Origin of the sequence: Paenibacillus vortex V453 (genome assembly GCF_000193415.1) — a bacterium.
GTDB lineage: Bacteria > Bacillota > Bacilli > Paenibacillales > Paenibacillaceae > Paenibacillus_AQ > Paenibacillus_AQ glucanolyticus.
The window spans coordinates 51411-75310 of record NZ_ADHJ01000043.1 but is presented as its reverse complement, the minus strand read 5'-3'; the positions used below and the strand labels follow the sequence as shown (position 1 = coordinate 75310).

Here is a 23900-nt window from a genome sequence, read left to right as displayed (position 1 = left end):
TCATACTTATGAAATTGGAAAAATTCGCACTACCGACTGAAGGCGACAAAATCACGATTGATAACGGCAGCTTGCAGGTACCTAACAACCCGGTCATCCCTTTTATTGAAGGTGACGGGACGGGCCGTGACATCTGGAAAGCTTCCAAGCGCGTGCTTGATGCAGCTGTAGAGAAAGCATATAGCGGTTCCAAGAAAATTGCCTGGTATGAAGTGTTTGCCGGTGAGAAGGCTTACAATACATACGGTGAATGGCTCCCGAATGATACGCTTGAAGCGATTCGCGAGTACATCGTTGCAATTAAAGGACCTCTTACGACGCCAATCGGTGGCGGTATCCGTTCCCTGAACGTTGCTCTTCGCCAAGAGCTGGATCTGTACACTTGCTTGCGTCCTGTTCGTTACTTTACAGGCGTGCCATCCCCGGTAAAACGTCCCGAACTGGTTGACATGGTTATTTTCCGTGAGAATACAGAGGATATCTATGCAGGTATTGAATATAAAGAAGGTTCCGAAGAAGTGAAGAAAGTGATCAAGTTCCTTCAAGACGAGATGGGAGCGAACAAAATCCGTTTCCCGGAAACGTCCGGTATCGGCATCAAGCCTGTATCCGCTGAAGGTTCCAAGCGTCTTGTTCGTGCAGCTGTGGAATATGCAGTTAAGCATGGACGTAAGTCCGTTACGCTGGTTCACAAAGGCAACATCATGAAATTTACGGAAGGTGCCTTCAAAAACTGGGGTTATGAAGTAGCTGAAGCTGAATTTGGCGATAAAGTATTCACTTGGGCTCAATACGACATCATCAAGGATCAAGAAGGCGTCGATGCGGCTAACGCTGCTCAGAAGGCAGCTGAAGATGCTGGCAAAATCATCGTAAAAGATGCGATTGCTGATATCGCGTTGCAGCAAGTTCTGACACGTCCAACCGACTTTGATGTGATCGCAACGCTGAACCTGAACGGTGACTATCTCTCCGACGCACTGGCTGCACAAGTTGGCGGTATCGGTATCGCTCCAGGTGCTAACATTAACTATGTAACAGGACATGCGATTTTCGAAGCGACTCATGGTACTGCTCCGAAATATGCTGACAAAGACGTGGTGAACCCAGGCTCCGTTATCTTGTCCGGCGTTATGCTGCTTGAGCATTTGGGATGGCAGGAAGCGGCTGACCTGATCTACAAAGGCATGGAAACATCCATCAACAACAAAACCGTGACTTATGACTTCGCTCGCCTCATGGAAGGCGCTACAGAAGTAAAATGCTCCGAGTTCGCAGACGAAATCATTAAAAACCTGTAAGGAGGAGAGACATCGTGGCAATTACTCGTAAAAAGATTACGGTAGTAGGTGCTGGCTTTACTGGTGCGACGACCGCGCTGATGCTTGCTCAAAAGGAACTGGGTGATGTGGTTCTGCTCGATATTCCACAGCTCGAGAACCCAACCAAAGGTAAAGCTCTGGACATGCTGGAAGCAAGCCCGGTTCAAGGATTTGACAGCAACATTGTCGGTACATCCAACTATGAGGATGCAGCAAATTCCGATATCGTTATCATTACAGCTGGTGTAGCTCGTAAGCCGGGCATGAGCCGCGACGATCTCGTTAACACGAATGCAGGAATTGTGAAATCGGTATGTGAGAACGTGAAGACTCACGCTCCGAACTCGACGGTCATCATCTTGAGTAATCCGGTGGATGCCATGACGTATGTGGCATATAACACACTTGGATTTCCCAAGAATCGCGTTATCGGTCAGTCCGGCGTATTGGATACAGCCCGCTACTGCACATTCATCGCACAGGAACTGAACGTATCCGTTGAGGATGTTCGCGGATTTGTTCTTGGCGGTCATGGCGATGACATGGTCCCTCTCGTTCGCTATTCCAGTGTCGGCGGTATTCCGATCGACACATTGATTCCCGCCGAGCGGATTGAAGCGATTGTACAGCGCACTCGCGTTGGCGGCGGCGAGATCGTTAACCTGCTGGGTAACGGCAGTGCGTACTATGCCCCGGCGGCATCTCTTGTGCAGATGACGGAAGCGATTCTGAAGGACAAGAAGCGGATTATTCCGGTTATTGCTCTCTTGGAAGGCGAGTACGGCTATGACAACCTGTTCATGGGTGTGCCTGCCATCCTCGGGGGAGACGGCATCGAGAAGATATTTGAGCTCGAGCTGACTGCTGAAGAGAAAGCTGCACTGGATAAATCTGCTGAATCTGTACGCAATGTGACGGCGGTTGTGACTCTGTAACTGAATCACGCTTCACAGAATCGTCTAAAAATGCAGTCCCGTCCCGTTTCCAGGGGCGGGATTGCTTTTCTTTGGATGATCTGTCCAGTATAATAAGGACGATGACGTGTATGTAACAATAATCACACTAATGACTTTGGAGGAATTATTTATGTGGAACGTGACATTTTTTCTGCATATGGTCGGTACGGCGGCGCTAGGATTTTACTTGATCCTGCCGTTTGTTGTTGGCGGTATTCAGAAGCTGTCTCTCGGTGCTCAAGAAGGAGCTATTAATACGATTCGGGTAACGAATCGATTTGCTCAGTATGGTTTGGTCATTCAGCTGTTGACTGGCGGATACTTGATGTCTCAAGGGGACTATTCACCTGCCTGGATGATTATTGTAACGATCCTGCTTCTGGCTATGTTTGCGGTAGGGGGCATTATGAGCAAACCGCTGAAGAATGCGCTTGCAGGAATCCGCGAGAAGCGTCGTAAGTGAAGGAAGAAACAAGCAAGCTGGGTACGCTTAGCGCTCTTCTGGCCTTGCTGCTTTTGGTTATGATTTTCTTCATGGTGTTCAACCATATCATCTAAGAACAGCTACATACGAGAAGAAAACCGCCCGGTGAATCGGGCGGTTTTTTTGTTGAAAGAAAACACTGTACAACGTTTGATCCTGATCAATATGGGTAAAAAACAATAGCGAGAGGCTTTTTAGGAGTATAAAGAGCCGTGTCGTACACATCCTAAGAATGGTTGTTTGAGATACTGACCTGAAAGGAGAAATGTTCATATGCCACAAGATCAACCAAAGCAAACATTGCCGCCCCAGCATCAGGATCACAGGCCAGGAACGGAATCGGAGATGCACCCGAAACCGGAATTCGAGAGTAATGAATACAAAGCTGCCGGTAAATTGCAAGGCAAGGTAGCCTTGATCACCGGTGGTGACAGCGGCATTGGCCGTGCGGTAGCCGTGCATTATGCCAAGGAAGGTGCGGACGTATCCATTGTGTACCTGAGCGAGCACAAGGATGCCGAAGAAACGAAGCGTCAGGTGGAGCAGGAAGGACGTAAGTGCTTGCTGATCTCCGGTGATGTTGGCGATGATGCCTTTTGCCGCGATGCCGTGACCGAAACGGTAGAGAAGCTTGGGAAACTCGATATTCTCGTAAATAATGCAGCGGAACAGCATCCTCAGAAGAAAATTGAGGACATTTCGAAAGAACAATTAGAGCGGACCTTCCGAACAAACATATTCGGGATGTTCTATCTGACACAGGCGGCCATGCCGCATCTGTCCAAGGGAAGCTCGATTATTAATACGACCTCCATCACGGCTTACCGGGGAAGCCCGCAGCTGCTGGATTATGCATCCACCAAGGGAGCCATTGTAGCCTTTACGCGCTCGTTGTCGATGAACATCGTTGAGCAAGGGATTCGGGTAAACGCTGTAGCCCCAGGACCGATCTGGACGCCGCTGATCCCTTCAACTTTCCCAGAGGACCAGGTGAGTGAATTCGGCGCAACCCAGCCGATGAAGCGCCCGGGTCAACCGGAAGAACTGGCTCCGGCTTATGTATATCTGGCATCAACAGACTCCTCCTATGTGAGCGGTCAAGTGATTCACGTCAATGGCGGTGAAGTGATTAACGGATAAGTCACTTGTATCTGTTACGAGAGACTTCGAGCATACATTTCTAGAATAAAACAGCGAACATCCAGGACTTCAGCCTGGATGTTCGCTGTTTTCATGTGATTGATGATTCGGATAATCAGACGCTTCTGAAACCGCTCGGAAGAACGCCGGTATCCCGGATCTCTCTGATTTCGTCCAGGGTCAATATATGCGAGATTCATAGATTGGTATGGTTGATACAACGGGAGAGATCGACACATTTTTATCGGAGCATGGATGATATGGAATCTGGCACTCCGGATAGCGATCTGGTACTTGCTGGCTAAAGGGCCTGCTTACGTAGTCACAATGAATTCGCATGATCTTATTTCGAATTTTCGTTGCGGATCAGAACACTCCGGTTTATGATGAAAGTCAAATACGTCAATTCAGTCATAGGAGGAAACAGGTGAGAAGTTTTGGATTGGCTTTTGCAGCTTGGTTTGAAAAGTACACCTTTCTGCTGATTCCCGGCTCGCTGGTGCTTGGCTGGCTGCTCTCGGATTATTTGCTGGATTTTGTACACTGGATCCCCTATCTGTTTGGTTATATTACATTGATCATGGCTCTTGGCTGCGGCATCCGACATTTGCAAGGTGTTCTAAAAAAGCCCTTTGCCGTCATACTGACGCTGCTGCTCGCCCATGCGGCGGCTCCGGTGCTTGCTTACGGACTGGGTTCTGCCGTATTCGGAGCACAGTCCGACTATACGATAGGTCTGCTGTTATTCGCCATCATTCCACTGGGGATATCCTCGGTGATGTGGGTGGGAAGCTCCGGCGGGAGCGTTCCGTTCATATTAGCTGTTGTAGTGCTGGATACTATACTGAGTCCGCTGGTTGTGCCAGCATTGATGGACATGTTTATCGGGGATGCTCTGGTTACATGGAACTCTTCTGAACTGATACTGGATTTGTTGACCATGGTGGTACTGCCGACACTGATCGGAGTGATGCTGTACGAAGTATCCAAAGGGCGGATGAAGGACTGGTCGGCTCCGGTGACACAGCCGATATCCAAGCTGTTTTTCATGCTGGTGGTTATGCTCAATGCGGCAGCTATCGCTCCCCATGCAGCTGGCATGAAGGATGAGATGCTGGTGGTTATACCGGTTGTCCTTACGCTGATTGTGATATGTTATCTGCTTGGGTATTTTGGCTCGTATGTGATGCTTGGACCGACCCAGGAAATGCAAATCACATTTACATATGCTTCAGGAATGCGTAATATATCTCTCGGGATGGTGCTTGCGACATCTTATTTCTCACCGCAGGCTTCGATCCCGGTTGTACTGGGCATTATGTTTCAACAGCCGGCCGCAACGGTTATTCATGCGCTGTTTCATAGAAGGCGGACGCGGGCGGTAATATATCCAAAATGATTATGCAGCAGAAAGAGGAGAGACCATGAGGCAGTATCGCAACCGCTTGACCCTGATTATGCTTACTTTAATTGGACTATCCATGCTTGCAGCGGGCCTGGCTATGGTGACCGTGTTCAAACAGTCGCATATTCAGCTGCTCGAGGACAATATGGTTCGGGAAATCAGGCTTCTGCAGACCATGATGGAGTTTCCGGCTACGGACGATCCGGATGCCTTATCGTATTATACCGAACGATCGAAACAACTGGAGGAGCTGTCCGACGCTCGAGTCACTTTTATATTGAAGGATGGGACGGTTATCGGGGATTCAGAGAGCGATCCGCTAACCATGGATAATCATGCCTATCGTGAGGAAATGCTTCAAGCGGTGAAGGAAGGCCGCGGCAGCACCATCCGCCGGAGTAATACCCTTCAGCAGGACATGCTGTACGTTGCACTTCCTGTTCAGGCAGGGGAGAACTTTGACGGGTTCGTCCGATTGTCTGTCAGCCTGAAGGAAGTTGATCAGGGAGTCAGACAAGGCTGGACGGTTATGGGGATCGGCCTGCTGGTGTTGTTTCTGATTGCTGCCTTGGTGAGTTACCGTGTTGCCAAGGGTTTAACCTCACCACTGGAAAAAATAACGCGCGTAGCCAGACGGATATCGCGCCTTGAGTATGATGCGAGGGTGAAGATTCACCGTCAGGATGAGATTGGCCAATTGGCACAAGCCATTAACGCCATGGCTGACAGCCTGCAAACCCAGCTGCGCACCATACGGGATAATGAGGATTTGCTGCAAAGCGTTCTGAACAATATGACGGGCGGCATCGTTATGGTGAACAGGGCAGGTCAGATCATTCTCGTCAACCGGGCTGCCGAGAAAACGCTGGGCATTGATGCCGAAGTGATTACCGGCAAATCATACCGTGAGCTCAAGCAGCATTATGAGTTGACGAAATTGATGGAGGAAGGACTTGAGAGTAAGGAAGATTTTCATGAGGAGCGCAATCTTTATTATCCGGTCGAAGCCATTATCCGGTTGGATGGGGTGACGATGAGGCAGGAGGAGGAAGAGGACTCCTATCGCGGAATGCTGTTCCTGCTGCAGGATGTGAGTGATATCCGCAGGCTAGAACGCATGCGGAGCGAATTCGTAGCCAACGTGTCCCATGAGCTGAAGACCCCGCTTGCCGCGGTCAAAGGGTTTGCTGAAACACTGCTCGGGGGTGGAGTTACAGATGAGAAGACCTCGCGATCCTTCCTCCAGATCATATACGACGAATCCGAACGGCTGAACCGGCTGATCGGCGACATCCTGGAGCTGTCCAAAATCGAATCCAAGCGAATCCAGATGGATTACTCGCCGATTCACCTGTCGGTGTTCTTTGATACGATATCGGAAATGATGCGTACAGTGGCTGAGAAGAAGCGGATCACCCTGGAGCTGGACATTCCGGAAGAGTTGTTTATGGAGGGGGATGAGGATAAACTTCGTCAGATTTTCATGAATCTGCTCTCCAATGCAATTAATTATACGCAGGAAGGCGGACGAGTAAAATTAACCGCGCGTGAACAGCATAATAACGGCAGTGCCGATGATATGGTGGAGTTCGTGGTGACGGATTCCGGGATTGGGATTCCCAAAAAAGATCTTCCCCGCATATTTGAACGATTCTACCGGGTGGATAAAGCACGCTCACGCGGATCAGGCGGAACCGGGCTTGGACTATCCATTGTTAAGCATCTTGTGGATCTTCATCACGGCACCATCAAGGTGGAGAGCGAGCTCGGCACCGGAAGTTCCTTCATCATTGATCTTCCGGTATTGCAGGAAACGGACGAAACAGGAAGTTAACACTCCGTTAACATTCTGTTGATATACTTGCATAAGCAGTCCAATTATCTAGATAAGGGCGGGGGTAACATTGAGTCAACGCATGCTTGTTATCGAAGATGAGCCGACACTTTCTCGGCTGTTGTCTTACAATCTCACGCAGGAAGGATTTCAAGTCGAGGTAGAGGAGCACGGCACTGCAGGCTATGAGAAAGCAGCCAATCATGAGTATGATCTGATCCTGCTGGATGTCATGCTGCCTGGGATGAATGGCTTTCAGATTTTAGAGAAGCTGCGCGGCAGCGGAATCACTACGCCGATCATTATTCTGACTGCGAAGAACGCCGAAGAGGAAGTTGTTCAAGGTCTGAAGATGGGAGCGGATGACTATATCACGAAGCCATTTGGGGTATCCGAGCTGCTGGCGCGTGTGTCCGCGGTCATGCGCAGGGTTTCGGGCCATGTGGAAGAGGTAAAGACGCCTGACCAGCAGGGTAATGTCATTTCACTGGGACAGCTGGAAATCTACCCTGAGAAATATGAGGTGCGGCTGGGCGGTCAGAGCATCAATCTCCGACCGAAAGAATTTGAAGTACTGCTCTATCTGGCCAAAAAACCGGGCGTTGTGTTAACAAGAGATGATCTCATGAACGTGGTCTGGGGTTTTGATTATATCGGCGGACAGCGAACCGTGGACGTTCACGTAAGTTCACTTCGCAAGAAGCTTGAGCTTGATCCTGAATCCGTGCACATAGACTCCATACGCGGAGTTGGCTATAAACTGGTTGTTAATCCGAAAAAAGGCTCCCATCATTCGATTTGAAATGATGAGGAGTCTTTTTTAGGTTTTTTGTTTACATTGCCTTAATATTTTGAGTAAATTCTCCTAATACTAGTCCAGTAAGATGCGTCTAAAGGACCAGATTAAAAGGGGTGAGGGCGCATGACACTGCTTCAAACCAAACCGGCACAATCAGCAGTAGTAGAAGTACAAGCGGAAGCGGCATTCGAGAGCCGATTAACAACGGAGCCTGAAGCAGGTGCATCATATCGGCAGTACATAAGAAAGGTCCCTATTATCCGGGAGAGTGAATCTTGCCTGGACGTGCTGAATATGTTCGCGAAAGATCCGTCCATCCCTTGTGTTATTTACTGCAATGAGGAGGACAGGCCGTCAGGTCTGATCATGCGGGATGTTTTTTACCAGCGCATGATGGGCAGGTTCTCCGTAGATTTGTATTATACGAGGCCAGCCTTTCGGTTTGCGGACCATCACCCGATGAAGATCGACATGTCGGAGAGGGTAGGATCCCTGCTTCAAATGGCTTTGGAGCGTCCGGATTCAAAATTCTACGACTGTGTCCTGTTAACGGATGGGGATCGGCTTGCAGGGGTGCTGACTGTCCGGGACCTGATGCGTCTGTCCAGCGGTCTTCAAGCCGAGGCCGAAGAGAAGCGGGAATTGATTTTGCAGGAAAGTTACCGCCATACGCATAATATACAATCCTCGTTAACCGAGGTCAGAGAGGCAGCAGCGAAAACAAGTTCCGAATGCAAACAGATGAGGGAATGGTCCCATACCGGGAAAGAGAAGCTGGAACTTGTCAGAACCTCATACCTTGGGCTTGTCGATGATATGACCAAGCGTGAAGGACAAGCTTCTGAGCTCGTCCAGAATGCAAGCCGCATATCCTCTATCACAGGAATGATTACGGAGCTTGCGAATCAAAGCAGCCTGCTCGCCATGAATGCCTCGATCGAAGCTGCACATGCAGGGGAGCACGGACGGGGATTTCAAGTGGTTGCGGTAGAGGTGCAGTCGCTTGCCAAGCAGACACGAAAGCTCTCGGGCGATATATCGGAGCTGCTGCAGCACATCGAGCGGCTCGCAGCGGATACAGCCGAAGGTGCCGTATCTTCGCTGAGAGAAATCCAATCATGCGAGAGTCATGTGAGTGAAGGCAGTCAGATGTTTCATGAAATGGAGACGACCGTTCATGAGATAGAGATATCCGGCAATCGGGTTTATCAACTGGCAGAGGCAACGGTCCAGCGCGTGGAGCGGGTCAAATTAGAGCTTGCAGGAATGAGCAACAGCGATGTTTCAACAACGTAAGTGTCGAAATCTATGTCTATGACTCTAGTTTTTTTTGTAGATTTTACACAGAGTTTACATTTCTCAGAAACTGTTATTACATTACAGGATTATTATCAATATTGTGAGTAGGAAAGTAGAGACAACAACCATTTTGAAGGAGTGGATTCGTTTGTTTAGAAAATGGGGTCGTAAACCAGCAGGTATTCTGGTATTGGTGTTAATGCTGAGCACGCTTCTGGCAGCATGTGGCGGAGGTACTTCCGGCAGTGCTACAGGGGAAAATACAGACAATGGTTCAGCACAGCAAAACGAAGAGAACACAACAGCTTTGACAGGTACAATTGAAATTGACGGCTCAAGCACACTGCATCCTTTGACCGAAGCGATTGCTGAAGAGTTCGGTGCAGCAAACCCGGATGTTCGTATTCCGATTGGAACAGGCGGAACAGGTGCTGGCTTTAAACGCTTTAACAGCAGTGAAATCGCAGTGGCCAATGCTTCCCGTCCAATTAAAGATACCGAAGCAGAAGAAGCAAAAGCCAACGGCATTGAGTATCACGAAGTTCTGGTAGCCTATGACGGATTGTCCGTTGTTGTTAACCCTAGCAATGAATTTGTAGATAAACTCACCGTGGATGAGCTCAAAAAAATCTATGAACCAAACAGCACCGTGAAAACATGGGCTGACGTTCGCGAGGGATGGCCCGCAGAAGAAATTAAAATCTACTCGCCAGGTACGGATCACGGAACATTCGATTACTTCACCGAAGCGATTAATGGTGAAGCACAGTCAAGCAGAAATGATAAGCAAATTACGTTCAGTGCCGATACAAACGCAGTTGTTCAAGGCGTTGCCGGTGACAAGAACTCCATTGGATACTTTGGATTCTCCTTCTATGAAGAGAACCAAGACAAGTTGAAACTGGTTCCGATTGATAACGGAACAGCTACCGTAGCTCCAAGCATCGAAACGATCAAGGATAACAGTTACGCTCCATTGTCCCGTCCGCTGCTGCTCTATGTGAATGACAAAGAGCTTGAGCGTCCAGAAGTGAATGCGTTCATGAACTTCTACCTTGAAAATGCCGCTAGTCTTGCTGGCGAAGTTGGATTCGTACCACTTCAAGATGACCAGTATCAAGAAGAAATAGACAAGTTGGCAAAATAATTAAAGACTAGATGCCCGGAGGGTTCCCTCCGGGCGACCCATAGAAAGGGAAGAGGAGAATGAACAAAACTTCACCCGTGGCGGGAAGCACTAAAAGCATGACATTCCGTCGAAGCAAAACACGCATCTCAGATAAAATCATTCCAGTTCTGCTCGGCTTGTGTGCCATGCTTTCGGTGCTTACCACCATCGGTATTGTATATACGCTTCTACAGGAATCCGTGATCTTCTTTAAGGAAGTAGCCGGTATGGTCCTTCTTGACAGGAACGACATGGAGTCCAATTCTCCCTCCAAAAGAATTCGGCGTGCTGCCCTTGCTGGGCGGCACATTGCTGATTACAGGCATTGCGGTCTTATTCGCAGTGCCTATCGGCTTGGCATGCGCTATTTATCTCAATGAATACGCTCCTGCCCGGGTTCGGGGGGTTGTAAAGCCAGTACTTGAAGTATTGGCCGGTGTACCGACGATTGTATATGGATACTTTGCGCTCGAAACGGTAACGCCATTCCTTCAGAAGATTTTTCCCAACATGGGTATATTCAACGCCCTTAGTGCCGGTATTGTGGTCGGGATCATGATCCTGCCGATGATATCGTCGCTAAGTGAAGATGCCATGCGAGCTGTACCGAAGAGTTTGCGTCATGGCGCTTATGCGCTGGGAGCTACCCGGTTTGAGGTTGCGCTGAAAATTGTGCTGCCTGCCGCTCTATCGGGCGTAGTGTCATCCTTTGTATTGGCGTTCTCGCGCGCGATTGGCGAGACAATGATCGTAACGGTGGCTGCCGGTGCAACCCCGCAGCTGACACTGAATCCGCTGGAAAGCATTCAGACGATGACTTCTTATATTGTTCAAGTAAGTATGGGTGACGTTCCGCGCGGAACGATCGAATACGGTACGATTTTTGCAGTAGGTCTGACTTTGTTTGTCATCACCTTCTTGCTTAATATACTGGCGCAGTGGGTCGCTCGCCGTTTCAGGGAGGAATACTAGATGGAACAATTAAATCTGGGGGATAGCAAAGGTATCAACCGGAGACGTCGAAGTGACCAGACGCTGCATATTATTTTTCTGGCTTGTACCAGCATTGGTATTCTGGCCTTGATGGCTTTGATTGTTACGATTGTGATGGATGGCGTTCACAGGCTCTCACCGGAGCTGTTCACCAACTTTCCGTCACGAATTGCGGATAAAGCTGGCTTGAAATCGCCGATTGTCGGCACGATTTACCTGCTGCTGCTCATGGCGCCGCTGTCCTTTATACTGGGTGTGGGTGCGGCAATCTTTCTTGAAGAGTATGCGGGACGCAGCCGCTGGGTTCGGCTGATTCAGTTGAATATCAGTACGCTTGCAGGGGTTCCTTCTATTATATACGGTATCCTGGGTCTTGCGATTTTTGTGCGTGGGATGAACCTTGGCCGCAGTCTGCTCTCAGGGGTATTAACGATGACCTTGCTCGTGCTTCCGATTATTATCGTTGCGGCTCAGGAGGCGCTTCGTGCCGTACCTAAGAATCGGCGGGACGCTTCGTATGCCCTTGGGGCAACGAAATGGCAAACGGTATCCAGCGCCGTGCTGCCTTCAGCGATTCCAGGAATTATGACCGGGGTTATCCTGGCCTTGTCTCGCGCGATCGGCGAAACCGCGCCGCTGATTATGATTGGTGCTTTAACGTACGTGGCCTTCTTGCCGGAGAATCTGCTTGATTCGTTTACTGTCATGCCGATCCAGATCTTTAACTGGGTATCAAGACCAAGTGAGGCTTTCCACGAGCTGGCAGCTTCGGGTATCATTCTGCTCCTCATCATGCTGTTCATTATGAACATTGCAGCCGTGTGGATCCGGAATAAGTATTCGAAGAACATCTAAGAGAGGCTATAAGCAGATCTAATCGTGAAAAAGGAGACATGAATAAGATATGGAATCCATCATACAAATTGAGAAACTAAACCTTTATTATGACACGTACCACGCCCTGAAAAATGTAGATCTGGACATTCCGGAGAAAACCGTGACGGCATTCATCGGACCGTCCGGATGTGGTAAATCCACTCTGCTGCGTACGTTGAACCGGATGAACGATATGATTCCTTCCACCCGGATTGAAGGCAGCGTGCAAATTGGCGGGACGGAAATTTACAGCGAAGAGGTGCACGTTGAAGCATTGCGCAAACAGGTAGGCATGGTATTTCAGCAGCCGAATCCGTTTCCTAAATCAATCTATGACAACATCGCGTACGGGCCGCGTCTGCATGGCATCCGCAACAAAGCCCAGCTAGATCAAATCGTGGAACAGAGCCTGAAACAAGCCGTTCTGTGGGATGAGGTCAAAGATTATCTCAAGCGCTCGGCTTTGAGCCTCTCTGGCGGCCAGCAGCAGCGTCTGTGCATTGCCCGGGCGCTTGCCGTGCAACCGGATATTCTGCTGATGGACGAAGCAACATCGGCGCTTGACCCGATCTCAACGCTGAAGATTGAAGAGCTGGTACAAGAGCTGAAGAGCAACTACACCATTGTCATGGTAACGCACAACATGCACCAGGCTGCCCGTGTATCCGGGCAGACGGTATTTTTCCTGAATGGTGAAGTGGTAGAATCCGCAAACACCGATACACTGTTTTCTACACCATCCGATGCGCGTACCGAGGACTATATTTCGGGCCGCTTCGGGTAATGATTCAATATCGAAATGATCTTTCTTAAAAGCAGATAGGAGGAGCGTCACACATGATCCGGAGAATTGAGTTTGATCAGCAGCTTAATGAGCTGAAGACCCTGCTGCAGGATATGGGCAAACATATGGAGGAAGCTCTGGCCAGCAGTGTACAGTCTCTCCAGACCTTGGATACGGAGAAAGCACAGGCCGTTATCAAGAACGATGCGCAGTTAAACACCATGGAAGAGCAGATCATGGAGATTGGCTCCCGCTTAATTGTAACCCAGCAGCCTGTGGCGAAGGATTTGCGCCGGATTTTGGTGGCCTTCCGCATTGCAAGCGATTTGGAGCGTATGGGCGATTTGGCTCGAGACGTTGCCAAGGTTACGATCCGCCTTCAAGGACAGAAGCTGATTAAGCCGCTCGTGGATCTTCCACGGATGTCGGATTTGGTGCGGGCGATGGTTTCAGAATCGATCGAATCCTATCTAACCGAAAACACAGATCTGGCTTATAAAATGGCTCAGGACGATGATCAGGTTGATCATCTATACAGCGTCATTCTGCAGGACCTCTATGCGCATCTGACTTCTGATCCGGATTCGGCCAATCAAGCCATGCTGCTGATCATGGTGGGGCGCTACATCGAACGGATTGCCGACCATGCAACCAATATTGGCGAGAGTACCGTATATCTCGTTACAGGGCATCGTCCTGACCTCAATCAATAAGCGCGATTACAGGGAAACGCTGGCGAAAGCCGGCGTTTTTTTGCGTGAAATCTTGAATTCACCGTTAATCGAACGGATTGTTCGGAATTAGCGGTAACCTATGTTATCATGTGGGAAGGAAGTAATATGGGTGCGAGGTGTTCTATGGACAAGCTGATTCTAATTGATGGAAATAATATCATTTACCGTGCATTCTTTGCAATGCCGCCGCTTACGAATGCAAGCGGGCAGCAGACGAATGCGGTTTACGGTTTTACCACCATGCTGCTTCGGGTGATTGAAGAGCATAAACCGACACATATGATGGTAGCTTTTGATGCTGGCAAGGAAACGTTCCGGCATGCGGATTATCAGGATTACAAGGGTGGACGTCAGAAGACGCCGCCTGAGCTGTCGGGACAATTCCCGCTGCTTAAAGAGCTGCTTAAGGGCTTGGGTGTCCCCCAATTTGAAATCGGCGGTTATGAGGCGGATGACATCATCGGCACCATTACCCGTCAGGCTGATGAAGCTGGCCGTAAAGTGATGGTTGTATCGGGAGATAAGGACATGCTTCAACTGGCTTCCGAGCATACAACGATTGCCATGGTCCGCAAGGGTGTTACAGATATCGAGTATTATGGACCGGAGCAGATCAAGGAGCGTTACGATCTGACCCCTGAACAGATTATCGATTTAAAAGGGCTTATGGGCGATGCTTCCGATAACATACCAGGGGTTCCAGGCGTGGGCGAGAAAACAGCGCTGAAGCTGCTGCATGAATTCGGCTCGGTAGAGGCTGTGATCTCGCGGACCGATGAGCTCAAGGGCAAGATGAAGGAGAAAATTAGAAGAGCATGCGGATTCCGCCATTCTCAGTAAGAAGCTGGCTACGATCTTCCGCGAGGTTCCGCTGGAGCAGTCGCTCGATGATATGGCGTTTGCAGGCTTGAATGAGGAAACGGCCGGACCTGCGCTGGCGAAGCTGGAGTTCAAATCCCTGATTGAAAGGCTGAACCTGAGCACGAGCGGGATCAGCGGTGATGCAGCGGAGGCGAAGCCGGAAGCGAAGATTGATGTGGCAATTGTAGGCACGAAGGAGCTAGCCGGCGTTGCTGACATTCTTGAACACGTGACTATGCTGCATGTCGAGACGCACGGAGACAATCCCCATCATGCAGAGGTGATCGGGATTGCGCTGGCAACAGCGGAACGGCAGTACTATATTCCGTTTGACGTTCTGAAGTCGGAGGAGGCGGAGCCTGTCCGTGCTTGGCTTGCTGATAGTGAAATCCAAAAACGGGGTTATGATTTGCATCGGATTGATCTGGCGCTCCACTGGCAGGGTATTGCTTTTGCAGGGGCGGCATTTGATGTCCATCTGGCGGCCTACCTGCTGGATCCGACGGAATCAAATCAGAGCCTCAGCGGGCTGGCTTCCAAATACGGACTCGCGTATCTTCAAGCCGATGAGGATGTGTTTGGTAAAGGGGCAAAATACAAGGTTCCCGAGCTGGAGAAGCTTAGCGAACATATGGCTAGAAAATGTTTGGCCGTCACGGAGCTTGTCCCGGTACAGGAGAAGGAGCTGGCAGCAAATGAAATGCTTCCTCTCTTCCATGATCTGGAGATGCCGCTTTCCCGCATTCTTGCCGATATGGAGAAGCAGGGGATTGCCGTGAATGCGGAAGCTCTGAGGGAGTTGGGGCGTGAGTTCGAGGGGCAGATCGACAAACTCGTTAAAGAGATTTACGAGATTGCCGGAACAGAATTCAACCTGAATTCGCCTAAACAGCTGGGAGAAATACTGTTTGTCAAATTGGAGCTGCCGGTCATCAAGAAGACCAAAACCGGTTATTCCACGGATGCTGAAGTGCTGGAGAAGCTGGCGCCTTATCATGATATCGTTCGCCTGATCCTGCAGTATCGTACCCTGGCTAAACTGCAATCTACTTATGTGGAAGGCCTTCTGAAGGAAATCTCGGCACAGACCGGGAAAGTACACACATATTACCGTCAGACAATAGCTGCGACGGGCCGTCTGAGCAGCCAATATCCAAATTTGCAGAACATTCCGATCCGTCTGGAGGAAGGGCGCAAGCTGCGTAAAGTTTTTGTGCCGTCGGAGCCCGGCTGGAGCATTCTGGCTGCCGACTATTCCCAGATCGAGCTTCGTGTGCTTGCGCATATTTCGGATGATGAGCGGCTGAAGGAAGCCTTTGTTCAAGATATGGACATTCACACCAAGACTGCGATGGATGTGTTTGGAGTCGGCGTGGATGAGGTGGATTCAAATATGCGCCGATCCGCCAAGGCGGTTAACTTCGGGATTGTCTATGGCATTAGCGACTACGGCTTGTCCCAGAACCTGAACATTACCCGGAAGGAAGCTGCGGCGTTTATCGACCAGTATTTCGAGGTGTTTCAGGGCGTACGCCGCTATATGGACGTGATCGTCAAGCAGGCGAAGCAGGACGGTTATGTGAAGACGCTGCTGGAACGCCGACGTTATTTGCCGGAGATCAACGCCAGCAACTTCAACCTGCGCTCTTTCGCGGAGCGTACGGCGATGAATACGCCGATACAGGGAACCGCGGCGGACATTATCAAGCTTGCCATGGTCCATATGGACAAAGCGCTGCATGAACGCCAATTGAAGAGCCGCATGCTGCTTCAGGTACACGATGAATTGGTGTTTGAGGTGCCGGAGGATGAGCTGGAGGTCATGAAGGAATTGGTTCCGGAAGTCATGAGTCATGCATTGAAGCTGTCGGTACCGCTGAAATCGGAAGTCAGCTACGGAGAGAACTGGTACGAAGCGAAGTAGATGTGCTGCAGGCTCTGCCTCGCAGGCAGCTTGCTTACAGATGATGGGGACGTTTCTAAGGGATCATGGCGTGAAGAGGGGGCTGATTATGCACCATACCTTTCCACAAAACCATGGTCCCGCTGTGTCCCAACTTCCGGTATAATGGTACATGAGGTGAAGTCATTATGCCGGAATTGCCGGAAGTAGAAACCGTTAAACGAACACTTAACCAATTGATTAAAGGTAAGCACATAGATCAAGTTTCCGTACATTTGCCGCGGATTATTCAACGTCCCGACGATGCCGAGGCGTTTGCGTTTATGCTGAAGGATCACACCGTGCAAGGGGTGGAGCGCCGAGGCAAATTTTTGCGGATACTGCTGGACGGGCTGGTCCTCGTTTCCCATCTTCGGATGGAAGGCCGATATGGATTATATAGGGCCGAGGAACCTGTAGAGAAGCATACCCATGTCATATTCCATTTCTCGGATGGCACAGAGCTGCGTTATAAGGACGTGCGCCAATTCGGTACGATGCATCTGTTTGCGCCCGGGGAAGAATTCAAGCATGCTCCCCTTGCCAAATTAGGCTACGAGCCGCTTGATGACACATTTACGTTAGGAACCTTCAAGCAGGTCATTGGCAGCAAAAAAACAAAGATCAAGGCTGTGCTGCTGAACCAGGCATATGTGGTCGGAATCGGCAATATATATGTCGATGAGGCTTTGTTCCGGGCCAAGATTCATCCGGAGCGCAGCGCGAACAGCTTGAAGGATGCGGAGCTGAAGCGATTGTACCATGCCATTGTGGATACATTGTCCGAGGCCGTAAACGCTGGGGGCTCCTCTATTAAATCCTACGTCAACGGACAGGGCGAGATGGGCATGTTCCAGCACAGCCATCAGATTTATGGGCGTAAGGACAAGCCGTGCCATGCTTGCGGTGGTCCGGTTCATAAGATGGTTGTTGGTGGACGCGGGACCCATTATTGCCCGAAATGCCAACCGGTCCAGAAGCAATAAAATATAGGCGTGCACCCATTCCCCTTCTCACACATATAATGTGGAACATATGTGGAGCGCATGGAGCTGCTCTCTTTATGAATGAGCAGCTGTCTATGGCGCTTTCGGAGGAGGGAAAAGGGTGCTCAATCATATTTTCTCGTCTGCGCTGCTGGCCATGGCATTAAGTCTGGACGGTTTTGGAGCGGGTGTTACATACGGTCTGCGCAAAACAAGGATACCGCTATTGTCTGTATTAATCATCTCGCTATGCTCCGGACTGGTGCTAGGCGTCTCCATGCAGGCGGGTGCTCTGTTACAGCGGTTCTTATCCCCATCTGTGGCATCCGTTATCGGAGCTGCCATTTTGATTCTGCTGGGTTTGTGGTCCCTCTATCAGCAAGTCCGCAGAAGAAGCGAGTCTGAAGCGCAGCCGGTTTCTGCTTCGGGGATTTCCGAATCCCTTACGGAAGCACAGGCTGCTTTAAATCAAAGGAAGTCCATCGACGGTGGGGCTGGCACAGCTGAACCAGAGGAGCTTCAGAAGGCTGTATTCTCTCTTGAGATTCCGAAGATCGGCGTTGTCATTCAAATTCTGCGCAGTCCGACAAAGGCGGATCTGGATGACTCCGGCAGCATCTCTCCCTGGGAGGCGATGTGGCTCGGGATCGCGTTATCGCTTGATGCGTTCGGAGCTGGACTTGGCGCAGCGATGCTGGGTTTTTCGCCGCTGGGTACGGCGGCTGTGGTTGCATTGTTTAGCGGGATATTCCTCGTTATGGGCATGAGGATCGGTTTACGTTTTGCTTCCAAGGGCGGAATGCGATTTATCTCTTATTTGCCCGCTTTTTTGTTAATCGTCATGGGTATAATGAAGCTGTTATGAGGTGAAGTCATGAATATCGGTTTAACCGGAGGAATTGCAACAGGCAAAAGCACCGTGTCCTCTATGTTGGCCATGAAGGGAGCGCTTCTCGTCGATGCGGATATCATCGCCCGGGAAGTGATGCTCCCGGGTCATCCGGTGCTGGATGAAGTGACCGAACATTTTGGACAAGATATCCTGTTTGAGGACGGTACCTTGAATCGAAAAAAACTCGGAGAAATCATATTTCATAATCCCGAGCAGAGAACGGCGCTGAATGGTATCACACATCCTGCGATCCGGCAGGAAATCCGGGAACGGACGGAAGCGTACGAACGCCAGCATCCGGATCGGCTCGTGGTGGCCGATATTCCGCTGCTGCTGGAGGCGAGGGAGCAATATCCTTTTCTTGAGCAGATAGCGGTTGTCTATGTACCGCGAGAGCTGCAGCTTGAGCGTTTGATGAATCGTGATGCTCTTACCAGAGAAGCGGCAGAGGCACGTTTAAGCAGCCAGATGGATATCGAACAGAAGAAGTCGCTGGCGGATATTCTTATCGACAACAGCGGCTCACTAGTCGAGACACAGCTGCAGGTGGACAACCTGTGGCGCAGGATGGTTCAAATATGAAGTGGCTGCTTAAAAAAAGAGTGCTGCTTCTGCTGTTTGTTTCTTTTGTAGCGCTTCTGTTCCTGAGCTCCAACTGGATGACGCTCCTGTACCCGATCCATTATAAAGATGAGATCCGGAAGCATGCAGATTACTATGAGGTTGATCCATTCCTGGTGGCGTCCATCATTCGGGTGGAAACCAATTTTAAGCCGGGCAAGGAGTCCAAGAAGGGCGCGCTTGGCATTATGCAGCTGATGCCGGATACGGCCAATTGGGCGATGGAAATGGCCAAGCTGCCATCAGTGAACCTCCTGAGCGTAAAGAATGAAGTGGACGCGAATATCCAGCTGGGCACCTGGTATATCCAGAGCCTGCACAAAGAGATGGACGGCAATCCGATTGCCGCGATTGCGGCCTATAATGCCGGCCCCGGGAACGTCAAGAACTGGATCAACAAGGGTATGTGGGATGGAACCTATGAGAATGTGAAGAGTATTCCCATTGGGGAAACCAGGCATTATGTACAGCGAGTAATTTATTATTATAATCAATATACGGACGTATATAAGGGCGGTTTTTAATGAAAAAAGAGCGCTGGACAGGCTCTTACATCGAGCCGCCAACACTCCTTTTTTAAGGAAGAATCAATTATTGACCGGAGTATTGACCAGCCAATTGTTGCTCGGCCAGGGTTACAAGACGTTTTGTGATGTATCCCCCGATCGAACCGTTCTCGTAGGAAGTCATGTTACCTTGGTATCCGTCTTGTGGGATGGAGATACCAAGCTCTTGAGCTACCTCGTACTTCAATTGCTCAAGAGCAGCGTTTGCGCGAGGAACAACCAGGTTGTTGGAGTTGTTGTTGCTTTGTGCCATGTTAAGTTCACCTCCTTGAGTTGGTAAAAGTATTATGTCTCGGGTTTCGCATTTTCATAACATAAAAGACAAAAGTTTTGCTGGTAAATTTTTCTGAATGTAGTTACAGGTTAAATATGCGAAGAACAAAGGAAGTGAAGATGACTTTATGAAATGTCCATATTGCAGTTATGCCGGAACGAAAGTGCTGGATTCCAGGCCGGCCAACGAAAATAAATCCATCCGCCGCCGCAGGGAATGCGAGCAGTGCAGCAAAAGATTCACAACCTTTGAAATGGTGGAGGAAACGCCCCTGATTGTCGTTAAAAAGGATGGTAGCCGTGAAGAGTTTAGCCGGGAGAAGGTGCTTCGTGGCTTGATTCGGGCTTGCGAGAAGCGTCCGGTATCCGTCGACCAGCTGGATATGATTGTGTCGGATGTGGAGAAAGCACTGCGCAATACCGCAGCAGCCGAGGTGGAGAGCCGCCAGATCGGCGAGCTGCTGATGGAACGGTTATATCCCGTGGATGAGGTAGCTTATGTCCGCTTTGCGTCCGTGTATCGGCAGTTCAAGGATATCAATATGTTTATGAAGGAATTGAAAAGCCTGCTGTCCAAGGATACGGACGTACAGGAGCTGTAAGAGCGTCGTGGTTTTTTAGGGAGACGGTACTATACCGATGTTAGGATGGCTCCGCAGCCTCATCATGATAAGTGACATTATATAGAGAGTAAAAGAAGTACAGCTTGTCTTCATAAAATGCCAAAAAAATGTTGACAGGCCTGCTGATATTTTATATGATATAGAAGTCGCTTACGGGGCCTTAGCTCAGCTGGGAGAGCGCATCGCTGGCAGCGATGAGGTCAGGGGTTCGATCCCCCTAGGCTCCATAACTAAAAAGAACCCGCTAAACACAGGGATTTTCGAGTGTTTGGCGGGTTCTTGCTATGCTTAGATATGATTTGAGCGCGTGGTCACACGTTTGGTCACACTAAGGATTTTTTTAATGCTATTTCATCTTTTGCGAGGCAAATAGGACTCCGCTCAGACCTTTATTTTATTTTTCTCGATCACAAACAATCGCCCTGTCCTCTTTTGGAGGCAGGGTGATTTACTTTTACTCCGTTCTAAATGCTCCGATGAAAGGCGGTCAGTAAGTTGAGGATGAATTATTGAATCATGTTTAACGATTCAGAATCAAATTCTAACGAGCTACCCGTGTCGGCAGCGATTAAAACCTCCTTTTCTTTGCTCTCAAGTTGCGACCCGAAAATCATGTTGCCATACTGATGTGTGGTTTCCTTATGAATAGATGGTTAAATATGGAAATTAATGTCGAAGGTCACTCGAATGTCTGAATGCCCAGGGATTTCCTTTATTTTAGGGACTTTCGCTTTCTTCGTCAAATCATAGAACGTTCGAAGCAAGTTGCGTGGATTTACAAGAGTGCCTAACTTCGTACACACAATCAAATCATAGACTCTATAGTACGAGCCAGCGGAGCCGCAGCAAAATGCGCGGCTTATTTTAATCTCCTTCTGATAATTCCTTGTAGCGTCCCATTGTTATTTTTGCCTGCGACAGTACGTAATCCCTGACAGCTATCTTCGGAATTCGATAGCCCTTCATCTTTATCGACTTGATTTCGCCACTATTTAGCAATTCATAGGCTTTGTTCCTCGCAATGTTCGATGCTGGCAATGGTCAACTTCATCGCGCAAGGGATGGCAATCGGGATCTATGGCAAGATGACGGACCTCAGCAGATCGGCGATTCCAGCATGGAATCCGCTCTTTGGATCACCCGCAACGCAGGGCTTGATCTTCAGCAATATCTGGCTCGTGCTGGCGGTCTTACAAGTTGCCAGCTTAGGCCTCTTCTATTTCGTATTCGGCAGACGTTGCCGCGCTGAATCGTCCGAGACATGGTTAATCACGGCTTAAGCCTTCGTCAAGCGCACACTTCTACGACATGAGGTATTCTGTAAAATTCTTGGCCTTTCGCGCTTCGGCGCGATTAATGAAAGTGCGGTCAATTTAAATACCAAATATTCCTTGACAGGTATATTCCTTAATAGGTATATTCAAAATGAACAGAAAATAATATGAAAAAGGAGTGATTTGGTCTGAAGAAGTCGGCATTCTTGATTGTTGCCGTCGTCCTGTTGTTGGGAGCATTGGTCAGAAGTCCCGTGTTTGCTTTCGTATAGCGAATCCTTTGTAATCGCGCGTATGAATGGATTGGAGTTTTCACGCGACGTTAATCCAAATGCTGATTTATCCAGACTTCATCCAATCGTATTCCGATGAAGAAGGCAACACGATCCGGGCTCCGTTCAGCGGAACGTGGCCGCTCGAAGTGATCAACCACTTGATGTTAATCGAAAGCGAAGGAAAGACGAAGCTTACGCTAAGAGGCGGTCCGTTTAACGCCACTGAGGAAGAACGCGCCACCTTTGAGAGCATGCGCCCGCATGTACAGCAAGGATTCGTCGGGACATTTGGTCAACTCGATGCGTTCTTGGAACAAAACTTGAACCGTTAACTACTGTGTTGGCGATATTGGAAAAAATGGGATAAAATCTGAGCAGAACCCTATTACCTACCCAAATGAGGAGGAAAAACACGATGAGTCAACAGGCAAATAAAGCAACAACGCGAGTAGAAGGACAAGCATTAATCATTGAGCGTATTTTCGAAGCACCGCGCGAGTTGGTGTGGGATGCTTGGACAAAGCCGGAGCATGTGTCCCGCTGGTGGGGTCACGGCGGAGTACCCCTCCATGCCTGCGAGATCGATTTGCGAGTGGGTGGCACCTACCGATATGTTCAGTTGGGTCCGGATGGGACCGAGTTTCCTATCATCGGTACGTATCGCGAAATTGTGAAGCCCGAGCGACTGAACTATACGATGATTTTTGACGTGGCTCCGTATAACGAGCACGAATCCGTCATTTTCGACTCGTTTGAACAGCTTGAAGGCGGTAAATCAAAATTGACGATGCGCACGGAATACGTCTCTGCTGAAGCCCTTCAAGGCTCACTGGCTTCCGGTGCGGAGCAAGGCGCGATTGCGTCCATGGAACGTTACGCCGAATATTTGGCCAAGTTGCAACAGGAAGTCTAATATCCATTGATAAGAGAGGACGTGTTGAAAATGAACCCAGAAGTATCCACATTTATTGAAAATCTGTCCTCGCCATGGCAAGTTCAATTGTGCGGTCAGCTTCGGCATATGGTCCACGAGACGATTCCCGGAGCGGAAGAGAAGATTCAATACAAGAAACCGCATTTTCTGAAGAACGGGCAGTTTGCTGCCGTCATCTCACCTTCGAAAGATGCAATTGCATTTATGATCATGAATACAGTCGGCATGGCGTTTCCGAAAGGCTTCGAGGGTCCGGCCGAACGGAAGTGGATCAAGCTGCGCGAAGGAGATAAGCCGGATCTGGCCCAATTGTCCGGCTATCTGAAGCAAGCATCCGAGTCGTTGTAATTGGGAAAGTAGCAGTTTTTTAGAGGATATAAGCAAAGAGAGAGAGTGGAGATAAGGTTCCTCACTCTCTTTATTTTTATCGAAAGAGAGGTTAAATCGGTGCAAGTTTCCGATGTGAGTTCCGAAGTCTCGCATCACGCAGTAAACGGCCCATCAAAAGGGCACGATAGTTGAAAATTGAAAATGGGAGAACCCTCATATTCTGATGGCTCTCCTTATTAACTTGCTGGGCTCTATTTCGATAACATCATGGCTCTCACTAATTAACCAAGTGGCTCTGCCGCTACCGAAATATTCACAAGGACAGCGATGGTCGCCGTCCTTGTTGTGTTTTTTTATTGCAAACCAAACAAATGAATAATGCTTAAATAATGTAACCCTTCTTCACCAGTATGCCTTCCTACAGATGGCATTTTCCTTATGCATCTATCTTTAATTAGTAGTTCTATACAAGAAATTTTATATATGGTCAATATCGGAATAGATACTATGTATATTAACTGTCCAATTT

22 protein-coding genes, 1 tRNA gene and 3 pseudogenes are annotated in these 23900 nt (G+C 49.2%); 25 read left to right on the top strand and 1 reads right to left on the bottom strand.

What is annotated here, in order from left to right; genetic code table 11:
- The first annotated feature begins 8 nt into the window (after positions 1-8).
- From icd to PVOR_RS23495, 19 genes and pseudogenes are all read left to right on the top strand, one after another.
- Positions 9-1301: an NADP-dependent isocitrate dehydrogenase gene (gene icd, locus PVOR_RS23585; protein WP_006212035.1), complete on the top strand. Its 1293-nt coding sequence runs from the start codon at positions 9-11 to the stop codon at positions 1299-1301.
- Between the two features lie 14 nt (positions 1302-1315).
- Positions 1316-2257, top strand: coding sequence for a malate dehydrogenase (mdh, locus tag PVOR_RS23580; protein ID WP_006212034.1), 942 nt, complete (start codon positions 1316-1318; stop codon positions 2255-2257).
- A gap of 151 nt (positions 2258-2408) precedes the next feature.
- Positions 2409-2836, top strand: a pseudogene (locus PVOR_RS23575) (hypothetical protein).
- A gap of 199 nt (positions 2837-3035) precedes the next feature.
- Entirely contained in the window at positions 3036-3902 is an 867-nt protein-coding gene (locus PVOR_RS23570) for an SDR family oxidoreductase (RefSeq protein ID WP_006212031.1), read from the top strand.
- 95 nt (positions 3903-3997) lie between these two features.
- Positions 3998-4207 carry a hypothetical protein gene (locus tag PVOR_RS32330; RefSeq protein WP_006212030.1) on the top strand — a complete coding sequence of 70 codons (210 nt, stop codon included), beginning with the start codon at positions 3998-4000 and terminating at the stop codon, positions 4205-4207.
- A 122-nt stretch (positions 4208-4329) separates the two neighbouring features.
- Positions 4330-5301, top strand: coding sequence for a bile acid:sodium symporter family protein (locus PVOR_RS23560; RefSeq protein ID WP_006212029.1), 972 nt, complete (start codon positions 4330-4332; stop codon positions 5299-5301).
- A 25-nt stretch (positions 5302-5326) separates the two neighbouring features.
- Positions 5327-7141, top strand: coding sequence for a two-component system histidine kinase PnpS (pnpS, locus tag PVOR_RS23555; RefSeq protein WP_006212028.1), 1815 nt, complete (start codon positions 5327-5329; stop codon positions 7139-7141).
- Positions 7142-7211: 70 nt separating this feature from the next.
- The gene (locus tag PVOR_RS23550; protein WP_040680925.1) at positions 7212-7943 is read left to right on the top strand and encodes a response regulator transcription factor; all 732 of its coding nucleotides are present in this window, start codon (positions 7212-7214) and stop codon (positions 7941-7943) included.
- A gap of 120 nt (positions 7944-8063) precedes the next feature.
- Positions 8064-9236, top strand: a complete 1173-nt coding sequence (locus PVOR_RS23545; RefSeq protein ID WP_006212026.1) for a methyl-accepting chemotaxis protein — start codon at positions 8064-8066, stop codon at positions 9234-9236.
- Between the two features lie 151 nt (positions 9237-9387).
- On the top strand, positions 9388-10386 hold the full coding sequence (locus PVOR_RS23540) for a PstS family phosphate ABC transporter substrate-binding protein (protein WP_006212025.1): 999 nt from the start codon (positions 9388-9390) through the stop codon (positions 10384-10386).
- A gap of 98 nt (positions 10387-10484) precedes the next feature.
- Positions 10485-11379 (top strand): annotated as a pseudogene (gene pstC, locus PVOR_RS23535) (phosphate ABC transporter permease subunit PstC).
- Positions 11380-12255 carry a phosphate ABC transporter permease PstA gene (gene pstA / locus PVOR_RS23530; RefSeq protein ID WP_006212023.1) on the top strand — a complete coding sequence of 292 codons (876 nt, stop codon included), beginning with the start codon at positions 11380-11382 and terminating at the stop codon, positions 12253-12255.
- 49 nt (positions 12256-12304) lie between these two features.
- A complete protein-coding gene (gene pstB / locus PVOR_RS23525) occupies positions 12305-13060 on the top strand; it encodes a phosphate ABC transporter ATP-binding protein PstB (protein ID WP_006212022.1) in 756 nt (251 codons plus the stop codon).
- Positions 13061-13113: 53 nt separating this feature from the next.
- Positions 13114-13773, top strand: a complete 660-nt coding sequence (gene phoU, locus PVOR_RS23520) for a phosphate signaling complex protein PhoU (RefSeq protein ID WP_006212021.1) — start codon at positions 13114-13116, stop codon at positions 13771-13773.
- A 144-nt stretch (positions 13774-13917) separates the two neighbouring features.
- A pseudogene (gene polA / locus PVOR_RS23515) lies at positions 13918-16579 on the top strand (DNA polymerase I).
- Positions 16580-16746: 167 nt separating this feature from the next.
- Positions 16747-17583, top strand: a complete 837-nt coding sequence (mutM, locus tag PVOR_RS23510; RefSeq protein ID WP_006212020.1) for a DNA-formamidopyrimidine glycosylase — start codon at positions 16747-16749, stop codon at positions 17581-17583.
- Positions 17584-17704: 121 nt separating this feature from the next.
- Positions 17705-18448: an MntP/YtaF family protein gene (locus PVOR_RS23505; RefSeq protein WP_006212019.1), complete on the top strand. Its 744-nt coding sequence runs from the start codon at positions 17705-17707 to the stop codon at positions 18446-18448.
- 9 nt (positions 18449-18457) lie between these two features.
- Positions 18458-19057 (top strand): dephospho-CoA kinase, encoded by a 600-nt coding sequence (coaE, locus tag PVOR_RS23500; protein ID WP_006212018.1) that lies wholly within the window; start codon positions 18458-18460, stop codon positions 19055-19057.
- Positions 19054-19620, top strand: coding sequence for a lytic transglycosylase domain-containing protein (locus PVOR_RS23495; RefSeq protein WP_006212017.1), 567 nt, complete (start codon positions 19054-19056; stop codon positions 19618-19620). Before coaE ends, PVOR_RS23495 begins: the two co-directional genes overlap by 4 nt.
- Positions 19621-19687: 67 nt before the next feature.
- Here the strand turns inward: PVOR_RS23495 and PVOR_RS23490 are convergent, their stop codons facing one another.
- Positions 19688-19915 (bottom strand): alpha/beta-type small acid-soluble spore protein, encoded by a 228-nt coding sequence (locus tag PVOR_RS23490; protein WP_006212016.1) that lies wholly within the window; start codon positions 19913-19915, stop codon positions 19688-19690.
- Positions 19916-20063: 148 nt separating this feature from the next.
- Between PVOR_RS23490 and nrdR the strand changes: the two genes are divergently transcribed.
- The 6 genes from nrdR to PVOR_RS23455 all read left to right on the top strand — a co-directional run bounded on the left by nrdR (position 20064) and on the right by PVOR_RS23455 (position 23389).
- Positions 20064-20537: a transcriptional regulator NrdR gene (gene nrdR, locus PVOR_RS23485; RefSeq protein ID WP_006212015.1), complete on the top strand. Its 474-nt coding sequence runs from the start codon at positions 20064-20066 to the stop codon at positions 20535-20537.
- A 175-nt stretch (positions 20538-20712) separates the two neighbouring features.
- Positions 20713-20785 (top strand) — tRNA-Ala (locus PVOR_RS23480).
- Between the two features lie 801 nt (positions 20786-21586).
- Positions 21587-21838 (top strand): hypothetical protein, encoded by a 252-nt coding sequence (locus PVOR_RS30820; protein WP_148246691.1) that lies wholly within the window; start codon positions 21587-21589, stop codon positions 21836-21838.
- Between the two features lie 292 nt (positions 21839-22130).
- Complete coding sequence (locus PVOR_RS23465; protein WP_234973081.1) at positions 22131-22439, top strand: SRPBCC domain-containing protein; 309 nt, start codon at positions 22131-22133, stop codon at positions 22437-22439.
- Between the two features lie 83 nt (positions 22440-22522).
- Complete coding sequence (locus PVOR_RS23460; RefSeq protein WP_006212011.1) at positions 22523-23020, top strand: SRPBCC domain-containing protein; 498 nt, start codon at positions 22523-22525, stop codon at positions 23018-23020.
- A gap of 30 nt (positions 23021-23050) precedes the next feature.
- The gene (locus tag PVOR_RS23455) at positions 23051-23389 is read left to right on the top strand and encodes a DUF1801 domain-containing protein (RefSeq protein ID WP_006212010.1); all 339 of its coding nucleotides are present in this window, start codon (positions 23051-23053) and stop codon (positions 23387-23389) included.
- The last annotated feature ends 511 nt before the right edge of the window (positions 23390-23900 follow it).

What these genes read in the sequence shown, in the direction of transcription:
- icd (WP_006212035.1), top strand. Translation starts at nt 9, where the DNA reads ATGAAATTGGAAAAATTCGCACTACCGACTGAAGGCGACAAAATCACG.
- PVOR_RS23570 (WP_006212031.1), top strand. Translation starts at nt 3,036, where the DNA reads ATGCCACAAGATCAACCAAAGCAAACATTGCCGCCCCAGCATCAGGAT.
- pnpS (WP_006212028.1), top strand. Translation starts at nt 5,327, where the DNA reads ATGAGGCAGTATCGCAACCGCTTGACCCTGATTATGCTTACTTTAATT.
- PVOR_RS23545 (WP_006212026.1), top strand. Translation starts at nt 8,064, where the DNA reads ATGACACTGCTTCAAACCAAACCGGCACAATCAGCAGTAGTAGAAGTA.
- pstA (WP_006212023.1), top strand. Translation starts at nt 11,380, where the DNA reads ATGGAACAATTAAATCTGGGGGATAGCAAAGGTATCAACCGGAGACGT.
- pstB (WP_006212022.1), top strand. Translation starts at nt 12,305, where the DNA reads ATGGAATCCATCATACAAATTGAGAAACTAAACCTTTATTATGACACG.
- phoU (WP_006212021.1), top strand. Translation starts at nt 13,114, where the DNA reads ATGATCCGGAGAATTGAGTTTGATCAGCAGCTTAATGAGCTGAAGACC.
- mutM (WP_006212020.1), top strand. Translation starts at nt 16,747, where the DNA reads ATGCCGGAATTGCCGGAAGTAGAAACCGTTAAACGAACACTTAACCAA.
- coaE (WP_006212018.1), top strand. Translation starts at nt 18,458, where the DNA reads ATGAATATCGGTTTAACCGGAGGAATTGCAACAGGCAAAAGCACCGTG.
- PVOR_RS23495 (WP_006212017.1), top strand. Translation starts at nt 19,054, where the DNA reads ATGAAGTGGCTGCTTAAAAAAAGAGTGCTGCTTCTGCTGTTTGTTTCT.
- PVOR_RS23490 (WP_006212016.1), bottom strand. Translation starts at nt 19,915, where the DNA reads ATGGCACAAAGCAACAACAACTCCAACAACCTGGTTGTTCCTCGCGCA.
- nrdR (WP_006212015.1), top strand. Translation starts at nt 20,064, where the DNA reads ATGAAATGTCCATATTGCAGTTATGCCGGAACGAAAGTGCTGGATTCC.
- PVOR_RS30820 (WP_148246691.1), top strand. Translation starts at nt 21,587, where the DNA reads ATGCTGGCAATGGTCAACTTCATCGCGCAAGGGATGGCAATCGGGATC.
- PVOR_RS23465 (WP_234973081.1), top strand. Translation starts at nt 22,131, where the DNA reads ATGGATTGGAGTTTTCACGCGACGTTAATCCAAATGCTGATTTATCCA.
- PVOR_RS23460 (WP_006212011.1), top strand. Translation starts at nt 22,523, where the DNA reads ATGAGTCAACAGGCAAATAAAGCAACAACGCGAGTAGAAGGACAAGCA.
- PVOR_RS23455 (WP_006212010.1), top strand. Translation starts at nt 23,051, where the DNA reads ATGAACCCAGAAGTATCCACATTTATTGAAAATCTGTCCTCGCCATGG.